Annotated in this window: 17 protein-coding genes; 6 read left to right on the forward strand and 11 right to left on the reverse strand. The window is 66.4% G+C overall.

The features are described from left to right. Position 1: 1 nt before the first annotated feature. The 8 genes from tssG to AB4Z16_RS18790 all read right to left on the reverse strand — a co-directional run bounded on the left by tssG (position 2) and on the right by AB4Z16_RS18790 (position 8700). Complete coding sequence (tssG, locus tag AB4Z16_RS18755; protein WP_441512856.1) at positions 2–1054, reverse strand: type VI secretion system baseplate subunit TssG; 1053 nt, start codon at positions 1052–1054, stop codon at positions 2–4. Further along, entirely contained in the window at positions 1051–3012 is a 1962-nt protein-coding gene (gene tssF / locus AB4Z16_RS18760) for a type VI secretion system baseplate subunit TssF (RefSeq protein ID WP_441512857.1), read from the reverse strand. The genes tssG and tssF overlap by 4 nt, the downstream gene beginning before the upstream one ends. 4 nt (positions 3013–3016) lie before the next feature. After that, complete coding sequence (locus tag AB4Z16_RS18765; RefSeq protein ID WP_441512858.1) at positions 3017–3565, reverse strand: type VI secretion system baseplate subunit TssE; 549 nt, start codon at positions 3563–3565, stop codon at positions 3017–3019. A gap of 156 nt (positions 3566–3721) precedes the next feature. Beyond that, a complete protein-coding gene (locus AB4Z16_RS18770) occupies positions 3722–4204 on the reverse strand; it encodes an Hcp family type VI secretion system effector (RefSeq protein WP_441512859.1) in 483 nt (160 codons plus the stop codon). Positions 4205–4343: 139 nt separating this feature from the next. Continuing rightward, positions 4344–5849 carry a type VI secretion system contractile sheath large subunit gene (gene tssC, locus AB4Z16_RS18775; protein ID WP_441512860.1) on the reverse strand — a complete coding sequence of 502 codons (1506 nt, stop codon included), beginning with the start codon at positions 5847–5849 and terminating at the stop codon, positions 4344–4346. 119 nt (positions 5850–5968) lie between these two features. Continuing rightward, a complete protein-coding gene (gene tssB, locus AB4Z16_RS18780) occupies positions 5969–6499 on the reverse strand; it encodes a type VI secretion system contractile sheath small subunit (RefSeq protein WP_441512861.1) in 531 nt (176 codons plus the stop codon). A 121-nt stretch (positions 6500–6620) separates the two neighbouring features. Further along, a complete protein-coding gene (locus AB4Z16_RS18785) occupies positions 6621–8072 on the reverse strand; it encodes a type VI secretion system protein TssA (protein ID WP_441512862.1) in 1452 nt (483 codons plus the stop codon). A gap of 70 nt (positions 8073–8142) precedes the next feature. After that, positions 8143–8700, reverse strand: a complete 558-nt coding sequence (locus AB4Z16_RS18790; protein WP_441512863.1) for an OmpA family protein — start codon at positions 8698–8700, stop codon at positions 8143–8145. 118 nt (positions 8701–8818) lie between these two features. Between AB4Z16_RS18790 and AB4Z16_RS18795 the strand changes: the two genes are divergently transcribed. The 3 genes from AB4Z16_RS18795 to tagH are packed head-to-tail and all read left to right on the forward strand — an operon-like array spanning position 8819 to position 12642. Further along, the gene (locus tag AB4Z16_RS18795; protein WP_441512864.1) at positions 8819–10678 is read left to right on the forward strand and encodes a type VI secretion system Vgr family protein; all 1860 of its coding nucleotides are present in this window, start codon (positions 8819–8821) and stop codon (positions 10676–10678) included. A gap of 17 nt (positions 10679–10695) precedes the next feature. Continuing rightward, the gene (locus tag AB4Z16_RS18800) at positions 10696–11244 is read left to right on the forward strand and encodes a DUF6931 family protein (RefSeq protein ID WP_441512865.1); all 549 of its coding nucleotides are present in this window, start codon (positions 10696–10698) and stop codon (positions 11242–11244) included. A 27-nt stretch (positions 11245–11271) separates the two neighbouring features. After that, positions 11272–12642: a type VI secretion system-associated FHA domain protein TagH gene (gene tagH / locus AB4Z16_RS18805; protein ID WP_441512866.1), complete on the forward strand. Its 1371-nt coding sequence runs from the start codon at positions 11272–11274 to the stop codon at positions 12640–12642. Positions 12643–12749: 107 nt separating this feature from the next. On the opposite strand, the gene AB4Z16_RS18810 is transcribed toward tagH, so the two are convergent. The 3 genes from AB4Z16_RS18810 to AB4Z16_RS18820 form a co-directional block, all read right to left on the reverse strand. Next, positions 12750–13103 (reverse strand): RidA family protein, encoded by a 354-nt coding sequence (locus AB4Z16_RS18810; RefSeq protein ID WP_441512867.1) that lies wholly within the window; start codon positions 13101–13103, stop codon positions 12750–12752. Positions 13104–13164: 61 nt separating this feature from the next. After that, positions 13165–13953 carry a hypothetical protein gene (locus AB4Z16_RS18815; RefSeq protein ID WP_441512868.1) on the reverse strand — a complete coding sequence of 263 codons (789 nt, stop codon included), beginning with the start codon at positions 13951–13953 and terminating at the stop codon, positions 13165–13167. Positions 13954–14020: 67 nt separating this feature from the next. Continuing rightward, positions 14021–14524 (reverse strand): PAAR domain-containing protein, encoded by a 504-nt coding sequence (locus tag AB4Z16_RS18820; RefSeq protein WP_441512869.1) that lies wholly within the window; start codon positions 14522–14524, stop codon positions 14021–14023. A 193-nt stretch (positions 14525–14717) separates the two neighbouring features. Between AB4Z16_RS18820 and tssK the strand changes: the two genes are divergently transcribed. The 3 genes from tssK to tssM are packed head-to-tail and all read left to right on the forward strand — an operon-like array spanning position 14718 to position 21128. Then, positions 14718–16055, forward strand: a complete 1338-nt coding sequence (gene tssK / locus AB4Z16_RS18825; protein ID WP_441512870.1) for a type VI secretion system baseplate subunit TssK — start codon at positions 14718–14720, stop codon at positions 16053–16055. Continuing rightward, the gene (gene tssL / locus AB4Z16_RS18830) at positions 16052–17494 is read left to right on the forward strand and encodes a type VI secretion system protein TssL, long form (protein WP_441512871.1); all 1443 of its coding nucleotides are present in this window, start codon (positions 16052–16054) and stop codon (positions 17492–17494) included. Before tssK ends, tssL begins: the two co-directional genes overlap by 4 nt. 10 nt (positions 17495–17504) lie before the next feature. Next, positions 17505–21128 carry a type VI secretion system membrane subunit TssM gene (gene tssM, locus AB4Z16_RS18835; protein ID WP_441512872.1) on the forward strand — a complete coding sequence of 1208 codons (3624 nt, stop codon included), beginning with the start codon at positions 17505–17507 and terminating at the stop codon, positions 21126–21128.

Below are 21128 nucleotides of genomic sequence, written 5' to 3' on the forward strand. Positions count from 1 at the left end.
GTTAGGCGGCGCCGCTGCGTTTCAGGCGCATTCGCTCGGCAGGATGGAAACGGGCGTCGCGGCGCAGCGCGCCTTCCTCGACGGCCCAGTTCGGCGCCATCCAGCTCGTCCAGCCGAGATGGCCGGACTGGCCGAGCCTGACGGGTTTCGCCTCGCCCACCGGCAGCGCAAGCTCGACCTCCCACTCGAACTGCTCGCCGAGATGCAGGAAGACCGCATCCGCCAGCGGCGCGCAGCGGTCGCCATTCGGCAGGAAGCGCTCGAACTCCCCGAGATCACCAGCCACGATCTTCACGCGGAACTTGTCCTCGACGCTGTAGACGCTGGCGCCGAGCAGCGCGTCGCCGCCCAGCGCGCAATGCGCCTGCCCAAGGCGCGTCCGGTCGGCGGGATCGAAGACGAGGCGCATGCCGACGAACTGCTCGATCTCGACATCCGCCTTGAACAGTCCGGCAAGGAAGCGCTGCAGCCGCGAGGCGGATTTCGCCTGCGCGCCGATCAACCCGGCATGGGTGAGCTTCTCGGCATCGGGCACGCTGTCGCGATCCCGATAGGGCTTCGAGCCCACGCCGATCATGCTGCCGATATAGGCGGCGAAGCGGTCGAGATCGGGCCGGTCATGCTGCGCGATCGGCCGCGAATCCGCCCAGGCCCTGTAGAACAGCTGCAGGAAGCGATGGTTGAGGATGTCGAGGAAGCGCGGGAAGGCATCGTCCCGCGCGATCTGCCAGTGATAGCTCTCCTCGGTCGTCGCCAGCGGCAGCGCGCCTTGCGGACCGAGCAAGCCGAGGAACTTGACGAAGAGCCGGAGCCTGCCCTGCGCATCGCGATCCGCCTCCGCGATGGTCGAGGCCGGAAAATCAAGGAAGGCCTGCTCTCCCAGCGCGACATATTCCTCGCGCCGCGAGGCGACATCGCCGATGCGCGGCTTCTCGGGGAAGCTGCGCTCCAGCCGGCGCATCACCGCATAGAAGTCGAAACGCCAGGGCTCGGCTTCGAGCTGCGCCTGATAATCCGGCGCCCTTTCCAGCGGGGTGGCGGCCTTTTCCGTCACAGGATGCGCCTCGAGCCGGCACGCGGCGGAAAGCGCATGACTTCGCCGCGCTCGACCGTGCGGATCACTGTCTGGGTGAAATGGTTCATCGCCGCGTATTCGGCGAAGAAGCGGTCGAGCACCGCCCCGAGCAGAAAGACGCCCGAGCCCTCGAAGGCCTTCTCATCGAGCAGAACGGTGATCTCGAGACCGCGCCCTGCCCCCGTTCCGGCCCGCTGCGGGAAGCGGCGCACGACGGGGCGGCTGTCGACATCCTTGATGCCGCGGATGCGCCGCTCCGTCGCACTGTCGGCAAGGTCAGCGAACAGCGAGAGCAGTTCGCGCAGCGCCTCGCCGTTCTGCCCTGCTCCGCGCTGGACGAGGCCGAGCTGGTTGAGGCTGAGCAGGTTGATCAATCGCCAGGTCACGACGCCGGTGCTCGCGGTCTCCGCCCGCAAGCGCAGCTGCGAGACGATGGGCTCGCACGGCGGCGTTGGTCCGGCGAGGCACACGACATCGAGCGAGACATTGTCGATCAGCCGGAAATCGGCGCCGCCGACGCCCGTCGGCAGATGCTCGGTCAGGTGCCGGTTGGAGCAGAGCGCCCGCACGCTGAGCTCGGCCACCGAAGTGCTGTCGGCGATCTTCGCCGGCTCGACCAGCGAGATGAACATCTCCGTGCCCGTATAGTCGGAGGCGCGCCCCTGCCGCCGCTCGGCCGAGGAGCGTCGCCGCGGCAGGCGCCTTTGCGTGTAGTGCAGCCCCTGCAGCGGTGACGCGCCCTCGGGCGAGGAATAGAGCGGGTGCACCGGCTGCTTCTCGCGCCCGCCGGCATAATGCGCGTGGACTGACAGGATGCTGTGCGGCTCGTAGTCGAGCGCGCGGCTCCGGTCCGGCACGACATGGAATTCGTGCTGATTGCTCTTCACCGGGATGCGGTCGGCCGTCTTCTCGAAGAGGTTGACCGCAGGCGCCGCGTAGAGCGCGAACATCTCCTTGCGCACGGCGCCCGGCAGCCGCGTATTGACCTCGTCGAAGACGAAGATGATCTCGACCGTCTTGGCGGTGAGCTTCGGCATGATCGCGTCCAGCCCATCCAGCCGAAAGCCGAGAAACTTGCGCGGGAACCAGAACAATTCGCGCAGCAATTCGAAGCCGCGGAAGATGCGGGCATCGGCCGGCAGCAGCCCCTCGTCCTCGTCAAAGCCGATCTGCTCCAGCCGGCAGCCCTCGCCCGGCGTCACCACCGGATCGCCGAACGGGTCGAGATGGCGGAAATGGATGCTGATGCAGTTCGCGAAAAGCTGCTCGTAGAGCGCGACCGCATCGCCCTCGCCGCCGAGCAGATGGAAATTCAGCTCCCGGGCGCGGCATCCGGCGAACCAACTCGCCGGGTTCTTGAGCGCGTCGGCCGCCGAAGGCTCCTGCACTGGATCGGCCATGACGCGATGCGTAAGCGTCAGGCGCAGCCCCGCCAGCGCGCGCGGCCCGGCCTTGAGGCCGAGCGCCTGCAGCGGCCCCGGCGCGGGGACATATTCCGCCGCCGTGATCTCGAAGGGCCAGAGCATGACGTCCGCGCCGAGGCGGTAACGGCAGGCGACGCGCCGCTCGCGTTCGAGATAGGTCGCGTCGACGTAAGAACCACGCGGAATCCGGACGCCCTCGCGCAGGCCTGGATCTGAATAAGGCGGGGTGATGCCGGCGAGCAGCGCCGAGGGTGTCGGCGCGAGGTAGTTCGGCAGAAGCTGTTCGAGGAGGTTGTTGGTGAACTCGGGGAATTCATGCTTCAGCTTCAGCTGCACGCGCGCAGCAAGGAAGGCGGCGCCTTCCAGCAGCCCACCGACCATCGGGTCCATGCGCTCGCCGACAAGCCCTCCCAGCCGCTCGGCGATGCCGGGGTATTCCTCGGCGAACTCCTTGCTGTGCTCCATGAAGAGCCGGAGTTCCTGATTGTAGAGGTCGAGAAACTCCTGGTTCATCGCGTCAGCGCCCCTTGATCGCGATCTTGCCGGTATCGAGTTCGAGATCCGCGACGAACTCCACGGGCACGTTGAGCGGCTCGCAGTTGAGATCGGCGCGCACGAGGAAACGCACCTTGAGTTCGGCCGGATCCAGCGCGTGGTCCCGCTCGACGGCAATCGACTTGCGGATCAGCCGCGGCTCGTAGCCCATCAGGACACCAGCCAGATCCTCTCGGATCGTATCGACACGATGCTCGTCGATCGACAGCCGCGTCAGATCCGGAAAGCCGTGGTTGAGGATGGAGCGGCGCACATGCTCCAGCCCCCCGAGATCGAGCGCGGAGGCGAGGTTGATAGTGTTCACCAAAGCCTCGAGGTCGAGCGCGATCTCGCGCCTGAGCTTCTGTTCGGTGATGGCGGCGCGCGGCGCCGCACGCCGGTTCGCAATCACGCGCTCGCCGCCCTCGTCCCTCAGGTCGAGCGCAGTCTTCGCATCCTTTTCCAGATGCGCTTCCCGAAAGGCGAACATCAGAGGCGGCCGCAGTCGCTTCTTCGCGATCGGATCAGTCATCTTACTCCGCCCGGCTGGCAAGGTGCCGGTTCCGGCCGGATCGCCCGGCGTCCTCACGGACGCGGAATGGCGATCCAGCCCTTTGCCGAGGCATCGGATGGGTCCGAAAGGCGCGTTCCACTTTTCGGTCCGATGCCGGCGGAACCGGCGCCTGCACTACTTCGCGTTGGCCTTGATGTCCCAGGTCATCGTCATCGCCGCATCGAGATCGCCATCGGCCTTCTGCGGCTTGTACTCGAATTTGATCTTGGCGTAGTTCAGCGAGAACTGGTCGGTCGGGATGCTGTTGCCGCCGACTGCATCGCCGGACTGATAGCTCGACACCAGCAGGTCCTCCAGCGTCACGACATAATAGTCCTTCTGCTGCTCGCCCTGCTTGCGGACATAGAGCACCGCCTTCTTGATATGCTTGCCGCTGGCGCAGGCCTGCGCAAGATTGGTCGAGGCCTTGCCGACCTGCGAGGTGAAATGGACGTCCTGGAAGCTCGCCTTGCCGGCGCCGCCGCCGGCATTCGCGGCATGCGAACCGGCGTTCGAGACGCCCCAGGAGAAGGAATCCACCTCGATCGTGTCCTTGTGGGTCTTGTCCTTGCTTTCGCCCTTGATGCCGTCGATCTCGAGCAGGAAGTCGGTAGCCATGTTTACCTCCAGAGTGTGAATGGTGGGATGCTCACTTCCGTGAGCGGACCGGTGGACGCACCTCTCCTGTCGCGCCGCCCGGGCGGGCCGACGCGCCGAAGATTCTCGTTGCCGCCGTCACCTGACGATCAGGTGGCGGTCACTGCTTGGGAGCTGGCAGTCGCGAGACCAGGCTCAGGCCGATATCCATGCCTTCGAGCTGGAAGTGCGGCCGCAGATAGAACTTGGCCGAGTAGTAGCCAGGGTTCTCCTCGTCCTCGAAGACGTCGATGCGCGCGTCGGAGAGCGGGCGCCGCGCCTTCGTCTCTTCGCTGGAATTGACCGGATCGCCGTCGACATATTCGGTGATCCACTCCTGCAGCCAGCGGCGCAGAGGCTCTTTCTCCTTGTAGGAGCCGACCTTGTCGCGAACCATGCATTTCAGGTAGTGCGCGAAGCGCGAGACCGCGAACATGTAGGGCAGCCGCGCGGACAGGTTGTCGGAGGCGGTCGCCGCCACGCCGTCCGGCCCCGAGAAGGCCTTGGGCTTGTAGAGCGACTGGGCGCCGATGAAAGCGGCCTTGTCGGTGTTCTTGCGATGGATCAGCGGGATCAGGCCGGACTTGGCCAGCTCCGCCTCACGCCGGTCGCTGATCGCGATCTCGGTCGGGCATTTCAGGTCGATGCCGCCATCATCCGTCGGGAAGGTATGCGTCGGCAGGTTCAGCACCTCCCCGCCCGACTGGACGCCGCGGATGCGGGTGCACCAGCCATATTCCTTGAAGGCGCGGTTGACGTTCACCGCCATCGCATAGGCCGCGTTCATCCAGGCGTATTTCTCGCCACGATGGCCGTCGGTGTCCTCCTCGAAGGCGAACTCCTCGACCGGCTCGGACTTGGCGCCGTAGGGCACGCGGGAAAGCACCCGCGGCAGGCACAGGCCGACATAGCGCGAGTCGGCCGCATCCCGCAGCCCCTTCCAGGCGGCGTAGTCCGGCGTATCGAAGACCTTGCCGAGATCGCGCGGGTTCGACAGCTCCGTCCAGCTATCCATGCCCATCAGGGTCGGTTCGGCGCCCGCGAAGAAGGGCGCATGCGCCGCCGCCGCGACCTTCGACAGATCGCGCAGGAGCTGCACATCGGTCGGGACATGGCTGAAGTGATAATCGCCGACCAGGCAGCCGAAGGGCTGGCCGCCGAGCTGGCCGAACTCCTGCTCATAGACCTGCTTGAACAGCGGGCTCTGGTCCCAGCGCGCACCGGGATAGGTCTTAAGATTGCGGGCGAGCTCGTTCTTCGAGACGTTCATCACCTTGATCTTCAACTGAGCATCGGTCTCGGAGTTGAAGACGAGGTAGTTGAGTCCGCGCCAGGCGCTCTCGATCTTCTGGTATTCGGGTGCGTGCAGCACCTCGTTCATCTGCTCGGTCAGCTTGGCGTCGAGCCTCGCGATCATCTCCTCGACCGTGTCGATGACATCGCCCTTGATCAGGGTCGAATCCGCCAGAGCCTGGTTGACCAGGGTCGCGACCGCATTCTCGACCTCGGTCGCCGCCCGTTCGGTCTTGGGTTTGAAACTCTGCTTGAGGATCGCCGAGAAATCATCGATCTCGCGGGTCTCTACAGCCGCGCCACCGGGCTGCTGGGTTTGTGCTTCCGCTGCCATTGCCGCCTCGCTCGCTTAACCGCCTGACGGACCCTCGATCACCCGAGAGCATCGCTTCTGCGAAAACCGGTTCCCGCGTTTTCGCGCGATGCTCACACGGCGGGTCCGTGCCCCTGTCTTCAGTTCGCTGTCTTGTCTGCTGAGGGCTCGCTCTTGCCGAGCCTGTCCTTGAGCGCCGCCATCAAATGCGGATCGGCGAGCAGCGCCTTGATCTGGTCGCTCGCTGCCATCTTGCCGTCCATGTAGCGCAGCAGGTTGGCGAGTTGCTCGCGCGCTTCCAGAAGCTTCGCCGTCGCCGGAATCTGGCGGGCGATCGCCGCCGGATTGAAGTCCTCGAACTTTTTGAACGTCAGCGCGACCGAGAGCTTCTCGTCGCTGTCCTCGCCCAGCTTGTTGGCCACGTTGAACGACACCGCGGGCTCGATCGCGGCCATGCGCTGATCGAAATTGTCCATGTCGAAGTCGAGGAACTTGCGCTGCGAGATCTCGGGTTTCTCGATCGCCGACGCATTGCCGGAAAGGTCGGCGAGAACGCCCATGACAAAGGGCAACTCGATCTTCTGCTCGGCGTTATACGGGTCCTCATAGGTGATATGGACCCGAGGTGGTCTGTTACGGCGGATGAACTTCTGTCCTGAATCTCCGGCCATGTTACGCGCCCTCTGCATCCGTGCCACGCCGACGTAACGTGACATCCTATCCGGTTTCACCCGTCATCGATATAGTCGCGCCACCGAGACGGAAGGTTCAAAGCAAAGACAAAAGACTGACCTAGCTGTCGCTCTCCGGAATCTGTGCGACATCCGGCAGGATATTGCCGAGAAGCGACATGAAGTCCTGCTGTGCCAGCCCGCAGGCCTTGTCCATCAGCAGCGGCGTCGGATGCGATGGCTCGACCTGGCGATAGAAGGCGGAAATCGCTCTCATCGCGCTGACCGCATCCGCGCGACTGCCGATCAGGATCGCCGGCGACGCATGATTTGCAGGCCCAGCAGCCGTGACTGCCGTCGCCTCGGCGATATCGCCGGCATCCTCCCCGACCGGCTCGTCGGCGACCGCATCTTCCTCCGCATGACCGCTCTCATCGGGTTCCTCGGAAGCCTCGGCATAGCCAGCCTCAGCCTCGTTCTCTGCCCCGTAGCCATCCGGCGCCGGCAGCCGCTCGAGCGGCAGCCGGAATCGGCGCAGCTCGCCGATCTCGATCACCGCCTTGTCGACATGCTCGGGAAACATGATCTGGATGACCTCGATCAGTGACTTTCCGATCAGCTGCTGCGCTTGTCCGATCAGCAGGACGGCCGGGCTGGAAGGCTCGGTTTTGCGAAAGTAGCCGAGGCATGCGGCCAGCGTATCCTTCACTTGAAGGATGTTCGAAAGGCTGCCGGGACCGAAGCTTGCAGAGCTCGCCGCTGGCACTGGCGCGTCGTTCGCCCCTGGCGCCGCCCCGGCCGGTTGATGGCCCGGAACGCGCCGCGCGACCGCTGCGTCGAGAAAGGCTGCGATCTGGTCGAGAAGCGCCGCCAGGCGCGGAAAGCCGAGCGGATGATCGACACCGACCTTCTCGAGCCAGATCGTCCGCAGGCGAACGAGCGCGTCGCGCGCCGCACTGATATGGCCGAGGCTGGCGGTGAGTTCCTCTGCGTCGACCTCCGCCAGCGCGGCGTTGATCGCCCCCGCATCGGGATGCTGCTCGCCCTCGACCAGGCGCGTCTCACCGCTGGCGACGAGCTGGCTGCGGAAGATGAAAGGGCCGAGGCGACGGCTGACGAAGAGCGGCGCATGCTGCAGCGGCAGCACCACCGTCGGCAATTCGTCGAGCCCCTGCAGCGCGACTTCGCGCATGACGAAGTCACCGTCCGTGGCCCGCGGGTGAACCTCCTGCCAATGGCCGCCGAGGAGTTCGGCCATGGTTGAGAGGCTGCCCGCAAAACCGGCAACGTCCCGGTTGAGGATCGCCAGCTTGGCCGCGAGCACGAGCAGACGCAGATCGCGCGTGCGTTCAAGCAACTTGCCGAGATCGGAGAACGCGGCCGGAAACTCGATGCTGGTGCGGTCGAAGGCGACCTGGCGGCCCTCGTCGTCGCGGCGGAAATACGAGGCCGGCAGCGCGACCTCGATCCGCGCCGTGACGTTCATGAAGTCGTTGTCGTCCTCAAGGTCCGGTCCGCAGGGCTCTTCGGCCGAAACGGACTTCGTCAACTCGGCGAAATTCAAACCCGCCATCGCTCTCCCCGCTCGCAGGCTGGGCAACGAGGGCGGAGCCCGCACCGCCCGGGTTTTCGGATCCGGCGCCTCATTCGGTGCGCAGGCGTGTCTCCACCCGGCGATTATCGCCGGAGAGCGGATCAGCGACGAGCAGCCGCTCCTGGCCGTAACCCTTGGCGACGAGCTTGGCCGGACTCACGCCCTGCTGGCCGAGATAGCGGACCACCGCCTGCGCCCGCCGCTGCGACAGGTTGAGATTATAGCCGGGCGTGCCGGCGGCGTCGGTATGCCCCTCGACCATGAAGGTCTGCGTGGCGAGCTGCGGCGTCTTCAGCGCCTTGGCGAACTCGTCGAGATTGACCTTCGCCTCCGGCTCCAGCACGTCCGAATTGTATTTGAATTTCACCATGAGATCGAAGGCGCTCGGCGGCTTCGCCACCTCGACCACATGGCCGGCCTTGGCACACTCGGCCTCGGTGCCGACGCACAGGCCGCGCGTGACGGCCGGCTTGGGCGCCACCGTCGGCCCGAAATGCTTGACTATATCATCGGCCTTGTAGGTCTGCGCCACCGCCGGTGCGGCCACAGTGAGAACCGCAGCGCCAGTCAGTGCGACAAAGGCCATGAAGCCGGACTGCTCGCGCATGGGAACCCTCCCGATAAGTTGCGCCATTCGGCGAACGAAGACTTGAGGAGCCGACGATGACTCCCGCTGTTTGTTGCGTCAAGGCGAATTTAGGTTCAATCGGCGAGGGATTTCGTTGATGTCTGCCAATCTAGGGCAAGGTCAAAGAACCGCGTCATTCACGACGCCGTCTGGCCAAGATGAGTTTACACTTATAAAATTCGAAGCCGACGAAGCTTTGAGCGAATTGTTTACATACAACATCGAGGCGGCAAGCAAAACGGAGAACGCCGACCTGCAAAGCATCATGAGCGAAAAATGCTCGATCAAGTTCACGCTGAAGAACAAGAGCGAGCGGGTTCTGAACGGCACCCTGGTCGACGCGCAATGGCTCGGCCAGCAGGATGATCTTCACATCTACCGCTTCACGCTGAGGCCCTGGCTCTGGCTGCTCTCGCAGCGGGCGGACTGCCGGATTTTCAAGAACAAGACGGCGCTGGACATCGTCAAGGAGATCTTCGGCAAGGAAGGCTCCGCGAGCTTCGAGGACAGAACGAGCGAGACTCTCCAGCCGATCGACTACTGCGTGCAGTATCGCGAGACCGATCTCGATTTCGTGCTGCGGCTGATGGAGCAGTACGGGGTCTACTACTACTTCAAGCACAGCGACGGCGACCACAAGCTGGTGCTCTGCGACTCCCGCTCCGGCCATGACGAGGTCACGGCGGCGGCGGAGCCGAGTTTCGACGGCGCGGCTTCGGCCTATGCCTTCGTGCCGCAGGGCAAGCGCTTCCCCCGCTCGCAGGTCGAGCATCTCACCCATTGGTCGACGATGCGCCGCCTGCGAACCGGCAAGTTCGGGCTCAAGGACTATGATTTCGAGAAGTCGGAATCCGACCTGACGGCCAGGGCCGAGGAAGGCTTCCCGAAGGCGAGATCCTACGAGGCCTATGACTATCCCGCCGCCTACACCAAGCGCGACCGCGGCGAGCATTTTGCCCGCGTGATGGCGCAGGCCGAACAGGCCAAGGACGACCGGCGCTATGCCGGCGGGGACGCAGCCAGCCTTTATCCGGGCGCGCTGATGAAGCTCTCCGACCATCAGGCCGGTGCCGAGAATGCCGAATACCTCGTCGTCCGCGCCAGCCATGCCTACGGCATCCAGAGCTATCGCTCCTCCGGCCGGCAGGATGAGGCGCTCTATCACGGCTCCTACGAGTTGCAGAAAAGCGACCGCCGTTTCCGCGCCCCGCTCGTGACGCCACGCCCCACCGTCTACGGACCGCATACGGCCAAGGTCGTGGGCGAGCGCAACCAGGGCGAGGAAGGCGATATCGACGTCGACGAGTACGGCCGGGTCTGGCTGCGCTTCCATTGGGACCGCGAGGACGACTCCACCTCCTGCCGCACGCGCGTCGCGCAGATGTGGGCCGGCAAGAACTGGGGCGGCCAGATCATCCCGCGCATCGGCCAGGAGGTGATCGTCGAGTATATCGAGGGCAATCCCGACCTGCCGATCATCGTCGGCGCCGTCGTCAACGACCAGCACAAGCCGCCCTATGATTTGCCGGCGAACAAGACCCAGTCCGGCCTCAAATCGGAATCGACCGACGGCGTCGGCTTTCCCGATTGCTACAACGAGATCAAGTTTGAGGACCGCAAGGGCCAGGAAGTCTTCGAGATGCACGCCGAGAAGGACCATAAGGTCGTGGTCAACAACATCGAGACGCGCGAGATCGGCGAGAACTTCCAGAGCGGCGGCTATTCGCGCAAGACGACGCTCCTGCAGGGCGACGACAAGCTCGACGTCCAGAACGGCAAGCTCGATGTCGAGGCGCTGACCGAGATCAACCTCAAGGTCGGCGAGAGCAAGATCAAGATGACGCCGGGCAGCATCGAAATCACTTCGCCCAGCATCAAGATCAAGAGCGTCGGCATCACGGAGGTCGGCAGCGACGGCACCGTCGTGATCAAGGCTCCTATGGTGACGATCAACTGAAAACGGCCGGAATCGCCATGTCACGCCTGCGCTTCAGCACCGCCCGCGAGGTGTTCGAGACCTTTCCCTCGGCACATGAGGCCGTCACCATGCCGCCGACGGTCGAGCCGCCGCTTGCTTTCCTGGCCCGGCTTGCCAAGGGTCCCGCGCCGACGGAGGCGATCGGCTTCTGCGCCTTCCTGTTGCCGCGGCGCGAAGCCGTCTGGTGGGGGCTGCAGGCCGTGCGCGCGATGCAGCCGCCCGGCACGCAGGACTCCTGCCTTGCCGCCGCCGAAGCCTGGGTACGCGAGCCCGGAGATCGCACGCGCTTCGAGGCGCTCAAGTTCGCCCAGGCCGGGGACCGCGCCCGGCCCGGCACCTGGGTCGCCTGGGCGGCCGGCTACTCCGGCGGCAGCATGGTCGAGAGCCACGGCGTGCCCTGCCCGCCCGATCTCACCGCCAAGATGATGCGCATCGCCGTGCTCAACGCCCTCAACCGCCTGCCCTCACGCGACCGCGAGGGCGCCTTGCATCGCTGCATCGAGGCGTGCATTCGTTTGGCGGAAGACGATGCCGGCAAGCGCTGACCCGCAGATCGCAACGGGACGTCCGCGATGGCGCTAACACTGACGATCGAGAACCAGACGTCCCTGCCGGATGGCGGGCCGCTGAGCGTGACTGCCAGCGGCGGGCGCGGCCTCGATATCGGCCGTGACCAGCATCTCGATTGGGCGCTTCCGGACCCGAGCCGCGCGGTTTCCGGCCGGCATTGCGAGATCCGCTTCCGCGACGGCGCCTGGTGGCTGCGCGACATCTCGACCAACGGCACCTATGTCAACGGCGGCGAGCATCGCGTCCAGTCGCCCTACCGGCTCCAGAACGGCGACCGGCTGGAGATCGGCCACTACATCATCGCCGTGACCATCCAAGACGAAGCCGGGCAGGCCCAGCCGGAATCCTCTTCGCCGCCGCCTAATGCGGTTCGGCCCGAAGCATTATGGGAGGGAAGCGAGGAGGCGGCCCCGCCCATTGCCCGCCGCGACCTGATGCCGCCGAGCCACGCCAGGCCCGTGCATGCGAGCTTCATCGACTGGGCTGCCGACATTCCCGCTCCCGATGCCACCCCGGCCCCACAACCTGCTCCCGGCTGGCCATCGCCCGCATCGCAGAGCGACGATTTCGCCTGGGCGCCCCTCCAGCCGGCGCCCGCGCCGCCGGCCGAACCGGTCGCACCCATCCCGACGCCGCGCCGCCCTCCGGCAAGCCCTGCTTCGGCGCATCCTTGGGACGAGCCCACCCCCAGTCCTGCAACGACGGAAGCGTCAGCCGGGCCCACGGCGCCGATCGTCGGGCCTGCCCCGGCCTTCCCGCCCGCCCCTTCGATTCCGAATGGCCCCTCGCCGATCTCGATGGGCGAGTTCATGCAGCGCTTCGCCAGAGGCGCGGGCGTCTCGCCGCAATCCCTGGCGACGCAGGACCCCGGCGCCTTCGCCGAGCAGCTCGGCGGGCTGATGCGGCTGATCGCGGAGGAGCTGAAGGCCCTGCTCGCCGCCCGCGCCGAGAGCAAGCGCATCGCCCGCAGCACCAGCCAGACGATGATCCAGGCGCAGGACAACAACCCGCTGAAATTCTCGCCGACGGTGGACGATGCCCTGCAACTGATCTTCGGCGAGCCGCGCAGCGGCTATCTCGATGCCAAGCGCGCCTTCGACGAGAGCTTCCGCGACCTGAAGGCCCACCAGATCAAGACCTATTCGGCCATGCAGCACGCGCTGAAGATGCTGGTCGAGGACCTCGATCCGCAGGCCATCGCGGAGGGCACGGCGCAGGATGGCGGCATCGGCGGCCTGCTCGGCTCGCGCAAGGCGAAGATGTGGGACGCCTATGTCGCGCGCTGGGAGGCCAAGACCGCGCCTTACGAGAACGGCCTCGTCGACGCTTTCATGATCTATTTCGCCGAATGCTACGACCGCGGCGGGAAATAGCGACGCCGTCATGCTCGGGCTTGACCCGAGCATCTCGGAAACCAGAACCGTCTTCGGCAGGAGATTCCCTGGTCGGAGCTTCGCCCCGCCCGAGAATGACGTGCTGCTCAGCGCTTCGCCGCCACGGCCGTGATCTCGATGCCATAGCCCGGCGAGGCCAGTTTCGCCTCGACGGTTGCGCGGGCCGGAGCATGGCCAGGCGCCACCCATTTGTCCCAGACCGCATTCATCTCGCCGATCTTGGCGATGTCGGTCAGGAAGATCTGAACGCTGAGGATGCGCTCCTTGCTGCTGCCCGCCTGCGCCAGCGTGTCCTCCAGCAGCGCCAGCACCTCCTCGGTTTGCTCGGTCAGGGAGCGCCCTTCGGTCTGTTCCGGCACATGCCCGGCGAGGAAGACGATGCCGTTGAAGATGGCGGCGTCGCACCAGCGTGCGGTCAGCCCGATGCGTTCGATGGTCATGATGGCGATCCTGTCGGCGGGTTGGATGAAGCCGCCGGCTTCGCCCGCCCGCCACAGCAGGTCAAGCCGACGGCAGCGCCAGGATATCGCGGATCGCGCGCGGTTGGAGCTGCCGCGGAAGCTCGTCCATCGCCGCCTTGTAGTAGCCGAGGATGCTGAGCTGCTCATAGGTCGCCCAGATCGACTCGTCGGCGAAAGCCGCGGCGCGCTCGTCCAAGTTCATGATCATGCCGTATTCGAGGCCGCCGGGCTCGCCATGGACGATCGGCGGCGGCGCCGGCCTGCTGCGCTTTTGCGCCTCAGCCGCCGCGAAGGCGGCGAGCGCCTCCGGCTGCCAGATCTGATTGTAGGCCGCCGTGATGTCGCCGACCGGATCGCCTCTGGCCGCCAGGATCTGCCGACAGGCGTCGGCGAAGGCGTCGGTCAGACCATTCGCCTCGGCGGCTGAATCGGCCTTGTTGTAGTCGGCGCCGAGCGGCTCGACATAGGCGAAGAGGTTTTCGAGCTGCCGCGCCGCCGGCCCCGACAAAAACAGCCAGGGAAAGGCTCCGTCGATCGAAATTTGGCCGGGCAGGAGATGCGCCGCCTGCTCTCCGTCGTCGGCCCGGAAGAACTGGCGGATCGCCGCCGTGCAGCTCACATTGGGCACCGGCGGCAGGGGCCGCTTGCGCCGGGCCGGATCCCGGATCAGCGCCATGAAGCAGAGCGCCTCAGCCACGCGGCCATTGCGGGCCATGCCGTGGTTCAGCGCACGGCGCTGGTCGGAAGAAAGCCGCTGGACGATCTTGTGGCGGAAGCGCTCGCTCTTCGCCTCGTCCCTGTCCGGAACCGTCCGCTTGATCTTGCCCATCGCGTCACCAGCAAAGGAAGCGCTTCGCGATCAACGGCTTGCGCCAATATCCTGAATCGATCCGGGATCATCCGCCGATGACGACCGTCGGCAAGCCCATGATGATCTTGTTCGGCGGCCCCAGCGCCTCGACGATCGTATCGCCCATCCGGCAGGCCGGCAGATTGTTGATCAGCACGGTCCGCGATCCATCGACGACGACGCCGAGACCGTGCGGCACGGGAGGTGGCACGGGCGTCAGGCAGTTATGAATGTCGGCGCCGCCGGAGGCGCCGGTGATCAGCGCGCCCATGCTGGCGGAGACCGCGTTCTTCGTCGCGATCTCGGCCGCCAGGGCAGCCGGCGCGCCGGGCGTGCCGGCAGCGGCGAGCGTCGCGGCTTCGGCCGCCTGGACGGTCGCGTCGGCGGATGCCTTCGCCGACTGGATCGCCGCGGCCGCAGCGGCCGGGGCGCCGCGCCAGGCCGGCAGACTGCCGATCAGCACGTTCGGGCTGCCTGGGCCGGGCTGGAGAATACCCGGCAGGGGGTGGATCACGGAGTCGGTGGTGCGAGCCGCAGGCCCTTTCGGCATGATCGCTCCCTCGGTGATCGCTCCCTGGCCGGAACGGGTTCGGCAGCGACAGCACTGCGCCGAATTTCCCGACGCCGCATCCTTCAAGTCAATGACGGCGGCCGGCGCGCGGGCGCGCTAGCATTCCCTTGGTGACGCTGGGTTATCGCCCGGATAAACTCGCCATGCCTGCCTTCGAGTGAGCGAGACCGGAATGTCGTGGTACAGCAAGGTCGTCTGGTCGGAGGGGCTGTTCCTCAGGCCGCATCACTTCCAGCAGAGCGATCGTTACCTCGAGAATTTGCTGGAAAGCCGCGTCAGGACCCTCACGCCCTATCCATGGGGGTTCTCGGCGCTCGAGATCGACCGCGACCTCGCCCAGCAGAGCCGCATCGGCCTGCGCCGCGCCGTCGGCGTAATGCCGGACGGCACGCCCTTCGCGTTGCCTGACAACAGCCCGCTTCCGGCCGCGATCGAGGTGCCGGAGAACGCCGCCGGCCAGCTCGTCTGGCTCTCGCTGCCGCTCGCCGCCGCCAATACACGCGAGGTCGAGGATGCCTTGAACAGCTCGGCCAGCCGCTATGTCCCGGCGAACGAGATGCTGATCGATTCCACCGCCTCGCTGCGGACCGAGGAGGAGATCGACGTCGCCCATCCGCGCCTGACGCTGGAGCTGCGCAAGACGTCCAAGGCCGGTTATGTCGGCCTGGCGCTCGGCCGCATCTTGGAAGTGCGCGACCGCGCCGTGCTCTTCGATGAGAAATTCGCCCCGCCGGTGCTGATCTGCTCGGCCTATCCGGTGATCGAGGGCTGGCTCGACCGTGTCATCGGCTGGATCGACAACAAGCTGGAGGAACTCGCCCGCTACGCCGCCGACCCGACCGCCGGCGGCGGCCTGCAGAGCGCCGACTACTTCGTGCTCCAGCTTCTCAATCGCAATATCCCGGTGCTCAGGCATATGCGCCGCTCGCGCTTCATCCATCCCGAGCGGCTGTTCACGACCTTCCTCGCGCTTGCCGGCGAGCTCGCGACCTTCACCACGGCCGAGCGCCGCGCCCGCGACTACCCGGCCTATGACCATGACGATCTGGAGAACTGCTTTGCCCCGGTGGTGCGCGACATCCAGGACTTCCTCTCCGCCAATCTCGGCCGCCGCGCCATCCGGCTGGAGATCGTCGAACGCGCGCAGAACGCCTTCATGTCGACGATCCGTGACCGCAGCCTCGTGCGCAACGCGACGCTCGTGCTGGAAGTGGCGGCGCGCCGGCCGCTAACCGAGATCCAGGCGCAGTTCCCGCAGCTCTTCAAGGTCGGCCCCAACACCAAGATGAACGAGATCGTCCATGCCCATCTGCCGGGCATCAATCTCGTCCATCTGCCGACGCCGCCGCCACAGATCCGCGCGCTCACGGATCATGTATACTTCTACCTCGACCGCACCTCGCCGCTCTGGCCGGAGTTCAGTACGGCGAGTTCGATCGGCATGCATTTTTCCGGTGACTGGCCCGATCTCGAGCTCGAGCTCTGGGCCGTTCTGGAGGGCAGGCGATGAGCGACGACGGTTCGTCCGACCCGTTCGGCCGTTCCGAGCGAACCATCATCCGGCCGAACCCCGGCGGGCGCCGCACGCCCCTGCCGCCCGCTCCCGCCGCGCCCACGCCGGGCCCGCCGCCGGCACCCCAGCCCTACCAGCCGCCGCAGGTCCCCTCGCCCGCCGTGCCCGGCGGCGGGGACGAGTGGATGTCGCAGCCGGCGCCGATCCCGCAGCGTCCGCAGGCGCCGCAGCCTCCCGGCGGCGGACAGTCCCTGCCGCGCCGGGAGCAGTTACTGACGCCGAACGCCAATCCCCTGCTGCGCGCCGCAGGCCCGCTCCTGCTTCTGCTCGGCCGGATGCGCGCGAACCTCTCCAACGCCCCCTTCGCTCAGCTACTCGGCCAGGTCGGTGAGTCCATCGAAGCCTTCGAGCATGAGGTTCGGGCCGCCGGCGTATCGGCCGAGACGGCGCAGACCGCAAAATATGTGCTGGCTGCAACCGCCGACGACATCGTCCAGAACATCCCCGGCGACGATCGCCATGTCTGGACGCAGTACAGCATGCTCTCGCGTTTCTTCGGCGAGCGTATCGGCGGCGTGCGCTTCTTCGAGATGCTCGACAAGGCCAAGGCCGATCCGTCGGTCAATTACGATCTGCTGGAACTGATGCATGCCTGCCTGGCGCTGGGTTTCCAGGGCATCCACCGAACCTCGTCCGGGGGCGCCAACAACCTGCAGATCATCCAGCGCAACCTGTTTGAGACACTGCGCCGGGTGAAGCAGCCCGATCCCGAACTGTCGCCGCGCTGGCGCGGGCAGGCGATCGCGGCGACCGTGGCAGGCTTCAAGATCCCGGTCTGGTCGGTGGCGGCGATCGCGGCCGTCGCCCTGCTCGGCGTCTATTTCGTCTTCCGCGCGCTGCTCTCAGGCAATGCCGAAGCGGCATCGACCGCCCTGCTCTCGGTCCATCCCCAGGGCGAGGTCGGCATCATGCGCAAGGTCTTCTCGGCCCCGCCGCCACCACCGCCTCCCCCGCCGCAGCCACCCAAAGTCTGCGCCGCGGTGCAGCCGCCGATCGTCTGCCTGGTGACCCCGAACGTCGTCATCGTCCGCCTGACCGGCATCACCCTGTTCGAACCCGGGCAAGCGGCCGTGCGCGCCGAGTTCCAGCCCCTGATCGAGCGCATCGCCGCCGTGCTGGAGCAGGAGGGCGGCGCGGTGAAGGTCGTCGGCCACACCGACAACGTGCCGATCCGCACCGCCCGCTTCCCCTCCAATGTCGAGCTCTCGCAGGCGCGCGCCAAGGCGGTCGGCGACACGCTGAAAACCAAGCTCAGCAAGCCCGACCGCATCGGCTTCGAGGGTAAGGGTGCGGACGCGCCGATCGCCCCCAATGCCACTCCCGCCGGTCGCGCCCAGAACCGGCGCGTCGAAATCCTGATCCAGCGCCAGGGCTGAGGAGGCGCGCATGAATCTCGCCACCTGGCTCCGCATCCTCGCTATCCCGATCGGCGCGCTCGCGCTCGCGGCTTTGATCTGGTTCGGCGGCCCCTTCCTCGCCTTCGGCGACGTCAGGCCCTTCGAATCCTTCTGGGTGCGGATGCCAATCGCCGTGCTGCTGCTCGTCGGCGCGCTCGCTTGGATCGCCGTTATCGTCATCCGCCGCCTGAGAGCCACCGCCGCGCTGACCGAGGCGCTGGAGAAGGCGGAGCCCACTGGGGACGGCGCCGCTCTCTCAAACGCCATGAAGGATGCGCTCGCGACGCTGAAGAGCGCGCGCGGCAAGGGCGGCGACTACCTCTACGACCTGCCATGGTACGTCATCATCGGGCCGCCCGGCGCCGGCAAGACGACCGCGCTGGTCAATTCCGGTCTGAAATTCCCGCTGGCGCGGGGCGCGACGCCGTCGGCCGTCGCCGGCTCAGGCGGCACGCGCTATTGCGACTGGTGGTTCGCCGAGGACGCGGTGCTGATCGACACCGCGGGCCGCTACACCACGCAGGACACCGACACCAAGGCCGAGAAGACGAGCTGGTTCGCCTTCCTCGACCTGCTCAAGACCAACCGCCCGCGCCAGCCAATCAACGGCGTGCTTGTGGCGATCAGCGTCGAGGACCTGCTGACCTCATCGCCGGAAGAGATCGGCGCCCATGCCGACGCGATCCGTTCTCGCCTGCTCGAACTGCACGAGCGGCTGAAGGTCGATTTCCCGGTCTATGCCGTCTTCACCAAGGCCGACCTGATCGCCGGCTTCAACGAGTTCTTCGGCCAGTTGACCGAGCCACAGCGGCGCATGGTCTGGGGCCACACCTTCCAGACCGCCGACAAGACCCGCAACATGATCGGTGATGTGCCGCCGGAATACGACGCGCTGATCGAGCGATTGAACGAGCGCCTGCCCGACCGTTTGCAGGACGAGCACAACCCGACCTCGCGCGCCCAGATCTTCGGCTTCCCGAGCCAGATGGCGACGCTGAAACGCTCGATCGTCGACTTCCTTACCCGCGTCTTCGAGCCGACGCGCTACCACGCCAACGCGACCTTGCGCGGCTTCTACTTCACCTCGGGCACGCAGGAGGGAACGCCGATCGACCAGTTGATCGGCGCGCTCTCGCGCAATTTCGGCTCGGACCATGCAGGCTCGGCCGCCTTCTCGGGCAAGGGCAAGAGCTATTTCCTGACCGAGCTGATCCAGAAGGTGGTGATCGGCGAATCCGGCTGGGTCTCGACCGATCTCGGCGCCGCCCGCCGCTCGACCGCGCTGCGCATCGCCGGCTTCGCGACGGTCGCGCTTCTCTCGCTCGCCGCGCTCGGCCTCTGGTGGGCCAGCTTCTCCCGCAACAGCGACTTGATCACCGCGACCAATTACGGCCTCTCGGATTATCGCAGCGCCGCCGCGCCTGTGCTGCAGGAAACCACGATCTCCGACCGCAATTTCAGCCGCGTCCTGCCGCTGCTGCACAAGCTGAGGAACATGCCGGCCGGCTATGCGACGCAGGACGAGCCGACGCCGACGCTCGCCACCTTCGGGCTCAGCCAGCGCGAGCGCCTGCAGAACGCGGCCGAGATCACCTATCAGCAGGCGCTGGAGCGGATGCTGCGACCGCGCATCATCTTCCGCCTGGAGGAGCAGCTCGAGCAGCAGGCCAACAATCCCGGCTTCGTCTACGAGGCGCTCAAGGTCTACATGATGATCGGCGGCCAGGCGAAGCTGGACCGCGATCTCGTCATCTCCTGGATGCGGCTCGACTGGGCCGAGAACCTCTTCCCCGGTCCCGCAAACGCCAAGGGCCGTGAGGCTCTGGAGGAGCACCTGACTGCCATGCTCGACCTCGACGAGGGCGATACCGAGCCGATGGTCAAGCTCAACCAGTCGCTGATCGAGCAAAGCCAGCGCACGCTGCGCCGCCTCAGCATAGCCGAACGCGCCTATGAACTGCTGCGCACGCAGGCCCGCAGCGACAGCGCGAAAGACTGGGTCGTCTCGCAGCGCGGCGGCTCCGACGTCCGCTTGGTCTTCGAAGGCGTCAGCGGCGAGGATCTCGACCAGATCCGCGTGCCCTATTTCTATACCTATGAGGGCTTCCAGAACGCCTTCATCGGCCGGCTCGGCGATATCGGCTACCGCATCGAGAAGGAGCGCTGGGTGCTGGGCGAGAATGTCGACCAGCAGGCGATCACCGCCCAATATGCCACGCTGTTCCAGGACCTGATGAAGCTCTACAGCCGCGACTATGTCGCGACCTGGCAGAAGACGCTGCGGCGGTTGAAGCTGCGACCGCTCAACGCCGACAAGCCGCGCTATGTCGCGCTCAGCGCCATCTCGGCCGCGACCTCGCCCTTCAAGCAGCTCCTCGAATCGCTGCGCGACGAGACCCAGCTCACCAAGGAGCGCCCGAACGCGAAGAAGGCCGTGGCGCAGACGGCCGCGAAAAACGTGGCGCAGTCCCTCGACGAGCGCGCCAGCCAGGCGCTGGGTCGGCTCGGCACCAACCTGCCGATGGCCTCGGCCGGCGTCGATCGCGTGCTCGCCGGTGGCAATGACGTCTCGCTCGGCGCCGATATCGAGAGCCAGTTCAAGCCCTATCACGTCGTGGTCGACGGCGATCTCGGGCGCCGGCCGGTGGACCAGCTCCTCCAAACCTTCTCGGAGATCAGCCAAAACCTCGCCATCGCCGCGACCAACCCGGCGCAGTCGGCGGCGGCCAATGCGTCGCTCGTCCCGCTGATCGCGACCCTGCGCGCCAATTCCTCGCGCTACCCCGCCCCCTTCGACGGCATGATCATCCAGGCGGTCAACGATTTCGAGGGCGATGCCACCGGCGCCACCGTCGCGCTGCTCAGGCAGGCTTTGGCCGAGCAGGTCACCGGCGTCTGCAACGAGATCGTCACCAACCGCTATCCCTTCACCAAGGCGAGCACCCGCGACGTGCCGCTCGCCGATTTCGCCCGGCTCTTTGCGCCCGGCCAGATCATGGACAAGTTCTATAAGGAGCGGCTGGAGCCCTTCGTTGACACCTCCAAGCCGCAATGGAGCTGGCGGGTCGACAGCCGCGTCGCCCGCGCCCTGTCTCCCACGACGCTGCGCGAGTTCCAGCGCGCCAGCGAGATCAAGGAGGCCTTCTTCCCGACCGGCGGCAACCTGCCCTCCTTCCAGATGGTGGTGACGCCGACAGCGCTCTCGGCCGACGCCTCTGCCGCCAAGCTCGAAATCAACGGCTTCACAGTGACCAGCCAGCAGGGCGTCAACACCCCGGCGCCGGTGATGTGGCCGGGCGGCGGCGTCGGCAAGACGGCCGTGACGCTGACGCTCGGCGGCGGCAGCAACAATTCCGGCGGCATGTTCGGCGGCGGCTTCTTCTCCTCGGGCTCGCAGGGACCTCAGGGCGAGGCCAAGCTCTTCGAGAAGGACGGCACTTGGTCCTTCTTCCGCCTGCTCGATGCCGGCTCGGTGCTGAAGCAGGGCGATAATGTCGGCTTCACGCTCGCTGCCGGCGGCCGGCAGGTCGGCTACTCCTTCGGCGTCGGCTCGCTCAAGAACCCCCTGATCCTGCCGGCGCTGCGGGAAATCCGCTGCCCTTCGGGGATCTGA

It is taken from the genome of Allobosea sp. TAF32, from assembly GCF_052113585.1.
In the GTDB taxonomy this organism is placed as follows: domain Bacteria; phylum Pseudomonadota; class Alphaproteobacteria; order Rhizobiales; family Beijerinckiaceae; genus Allobosea.

Excerpts from the sequence above, each read along its gene's own strand:
- tssF (WP_441512857.1), bottom strand. The coding sequence starts at position 3,012 with ATGAACCAGGAGTTTCTCGACCTCTACAATCAGGAACTCCGGCTCTTC.
- AB4Z16_RS18765 (WP_441512858.1), bottom strand. The coding sequence starts at position 3,565 with ATGACTGATCCGATCGCGAAGAAGCGACTGCGGCCGCCTCTGATGTTC.
- AB4Z16_RS18770 (WP_441512859.1), bottom strand. The coding sequence starts at position 4,204 with ATGGCTACCGACTTCCTGCTCGAGATCGACGGCATCAAGGGCGAAAGC.
- tssC (WP_441512860.1), bottom strand. The coding sequence starts at position 5,849 with ATGGCAGCGGAAGCACAAACCCAGCAGCCCGGTGGCGCGGCTGTAGAG.
- tssB (WP_441512861.1), bottom strand. The coding sequence starts at position 6,499 with ATGGCCGGAGATTCAGGACAGAAGTTCATCCGCCGTAACAGACCACCT.
- AB4Z16_RS18785 (WP_441512862.1), bottom strand. The coding sequence starts at position 8,072 with ATGGCGGGTTTGAATTTCGCCGAGTTGACGAAGTCCGTTTCGGCCGAA.
- AB4Z16_RS18790 (WP_441512863.1), bottom strand. The coding sequence starts at position 8,700 with ATGCGCGAGCAGTCCGGCTTCATGGCCTTTGTCGCACTGACTGGCGCT.
- AB4Z16_RS18795 (WP_441512864.1), top strand. The coding sequence starts at position 8,819 with ATGTCTGCCAATCTAGGGCAAGGTCAAAGAACCGCGTCATTCACGACG.
- AB4Z16_RS18800 (WP_441512865.1), top strand. The coding sequence starts at position 10,696 with ATGTCACGCCTGCGCTTCAGCACCGCCCGCGAGGTGTTCGAGACCTTT.
- tagH (WP_441512866.1), top strand. The coding sequence starts at position 11,272 with ATGGCGCTAACACTGACGATCGAGAACCAGACGTCCCTGCCGGATGGC.
- AB4Z16_RS18810 (WP_441512867.1), bottom strand. The coding sequence starts at position 13,103 with ATGACCATCGAACGCATCGGGCTGACCGCACGCTGGTGCGACGCCGCC.
- AB4Z16_RS18815 (WP_441512868.1), bottom strand. The coding sequence starts at position 13,953 with ATGGGCAAGATCAAGCGGACGGTTCCGGACAGGGACGAGGCGAAGAGC.
- AB4Z16_RS18820 (WP_441512869.1), bottom strand. The coding sequence starts at position 14,524 with ATGCCGAAAGGGCCTGCGGCTCGCACCACCGACTCCGTGATCCACCCC.
- tssK (WP_441512870.1), top strand. The coding sequence starts at position 14,718 with ATGTCGTGGTACAGCAAGGTCGTCTGGTCGGAGGGGCTGTTCCTCAGG.
- tssL (WP_441512871.1), top strand. The coding sequence starts at position 16,052 with ATGAGCGACGACGGTTCGTCCGACCCGTTCGGCCGTTCCGAGCGAACC.
- tssM (WP_441512872.1), top strand. The coding sequence starts at position 17,505 with ATGAATCTCGCCACCTGGCTCCGCATCCTCGCTATCCCGATCGGCGCG.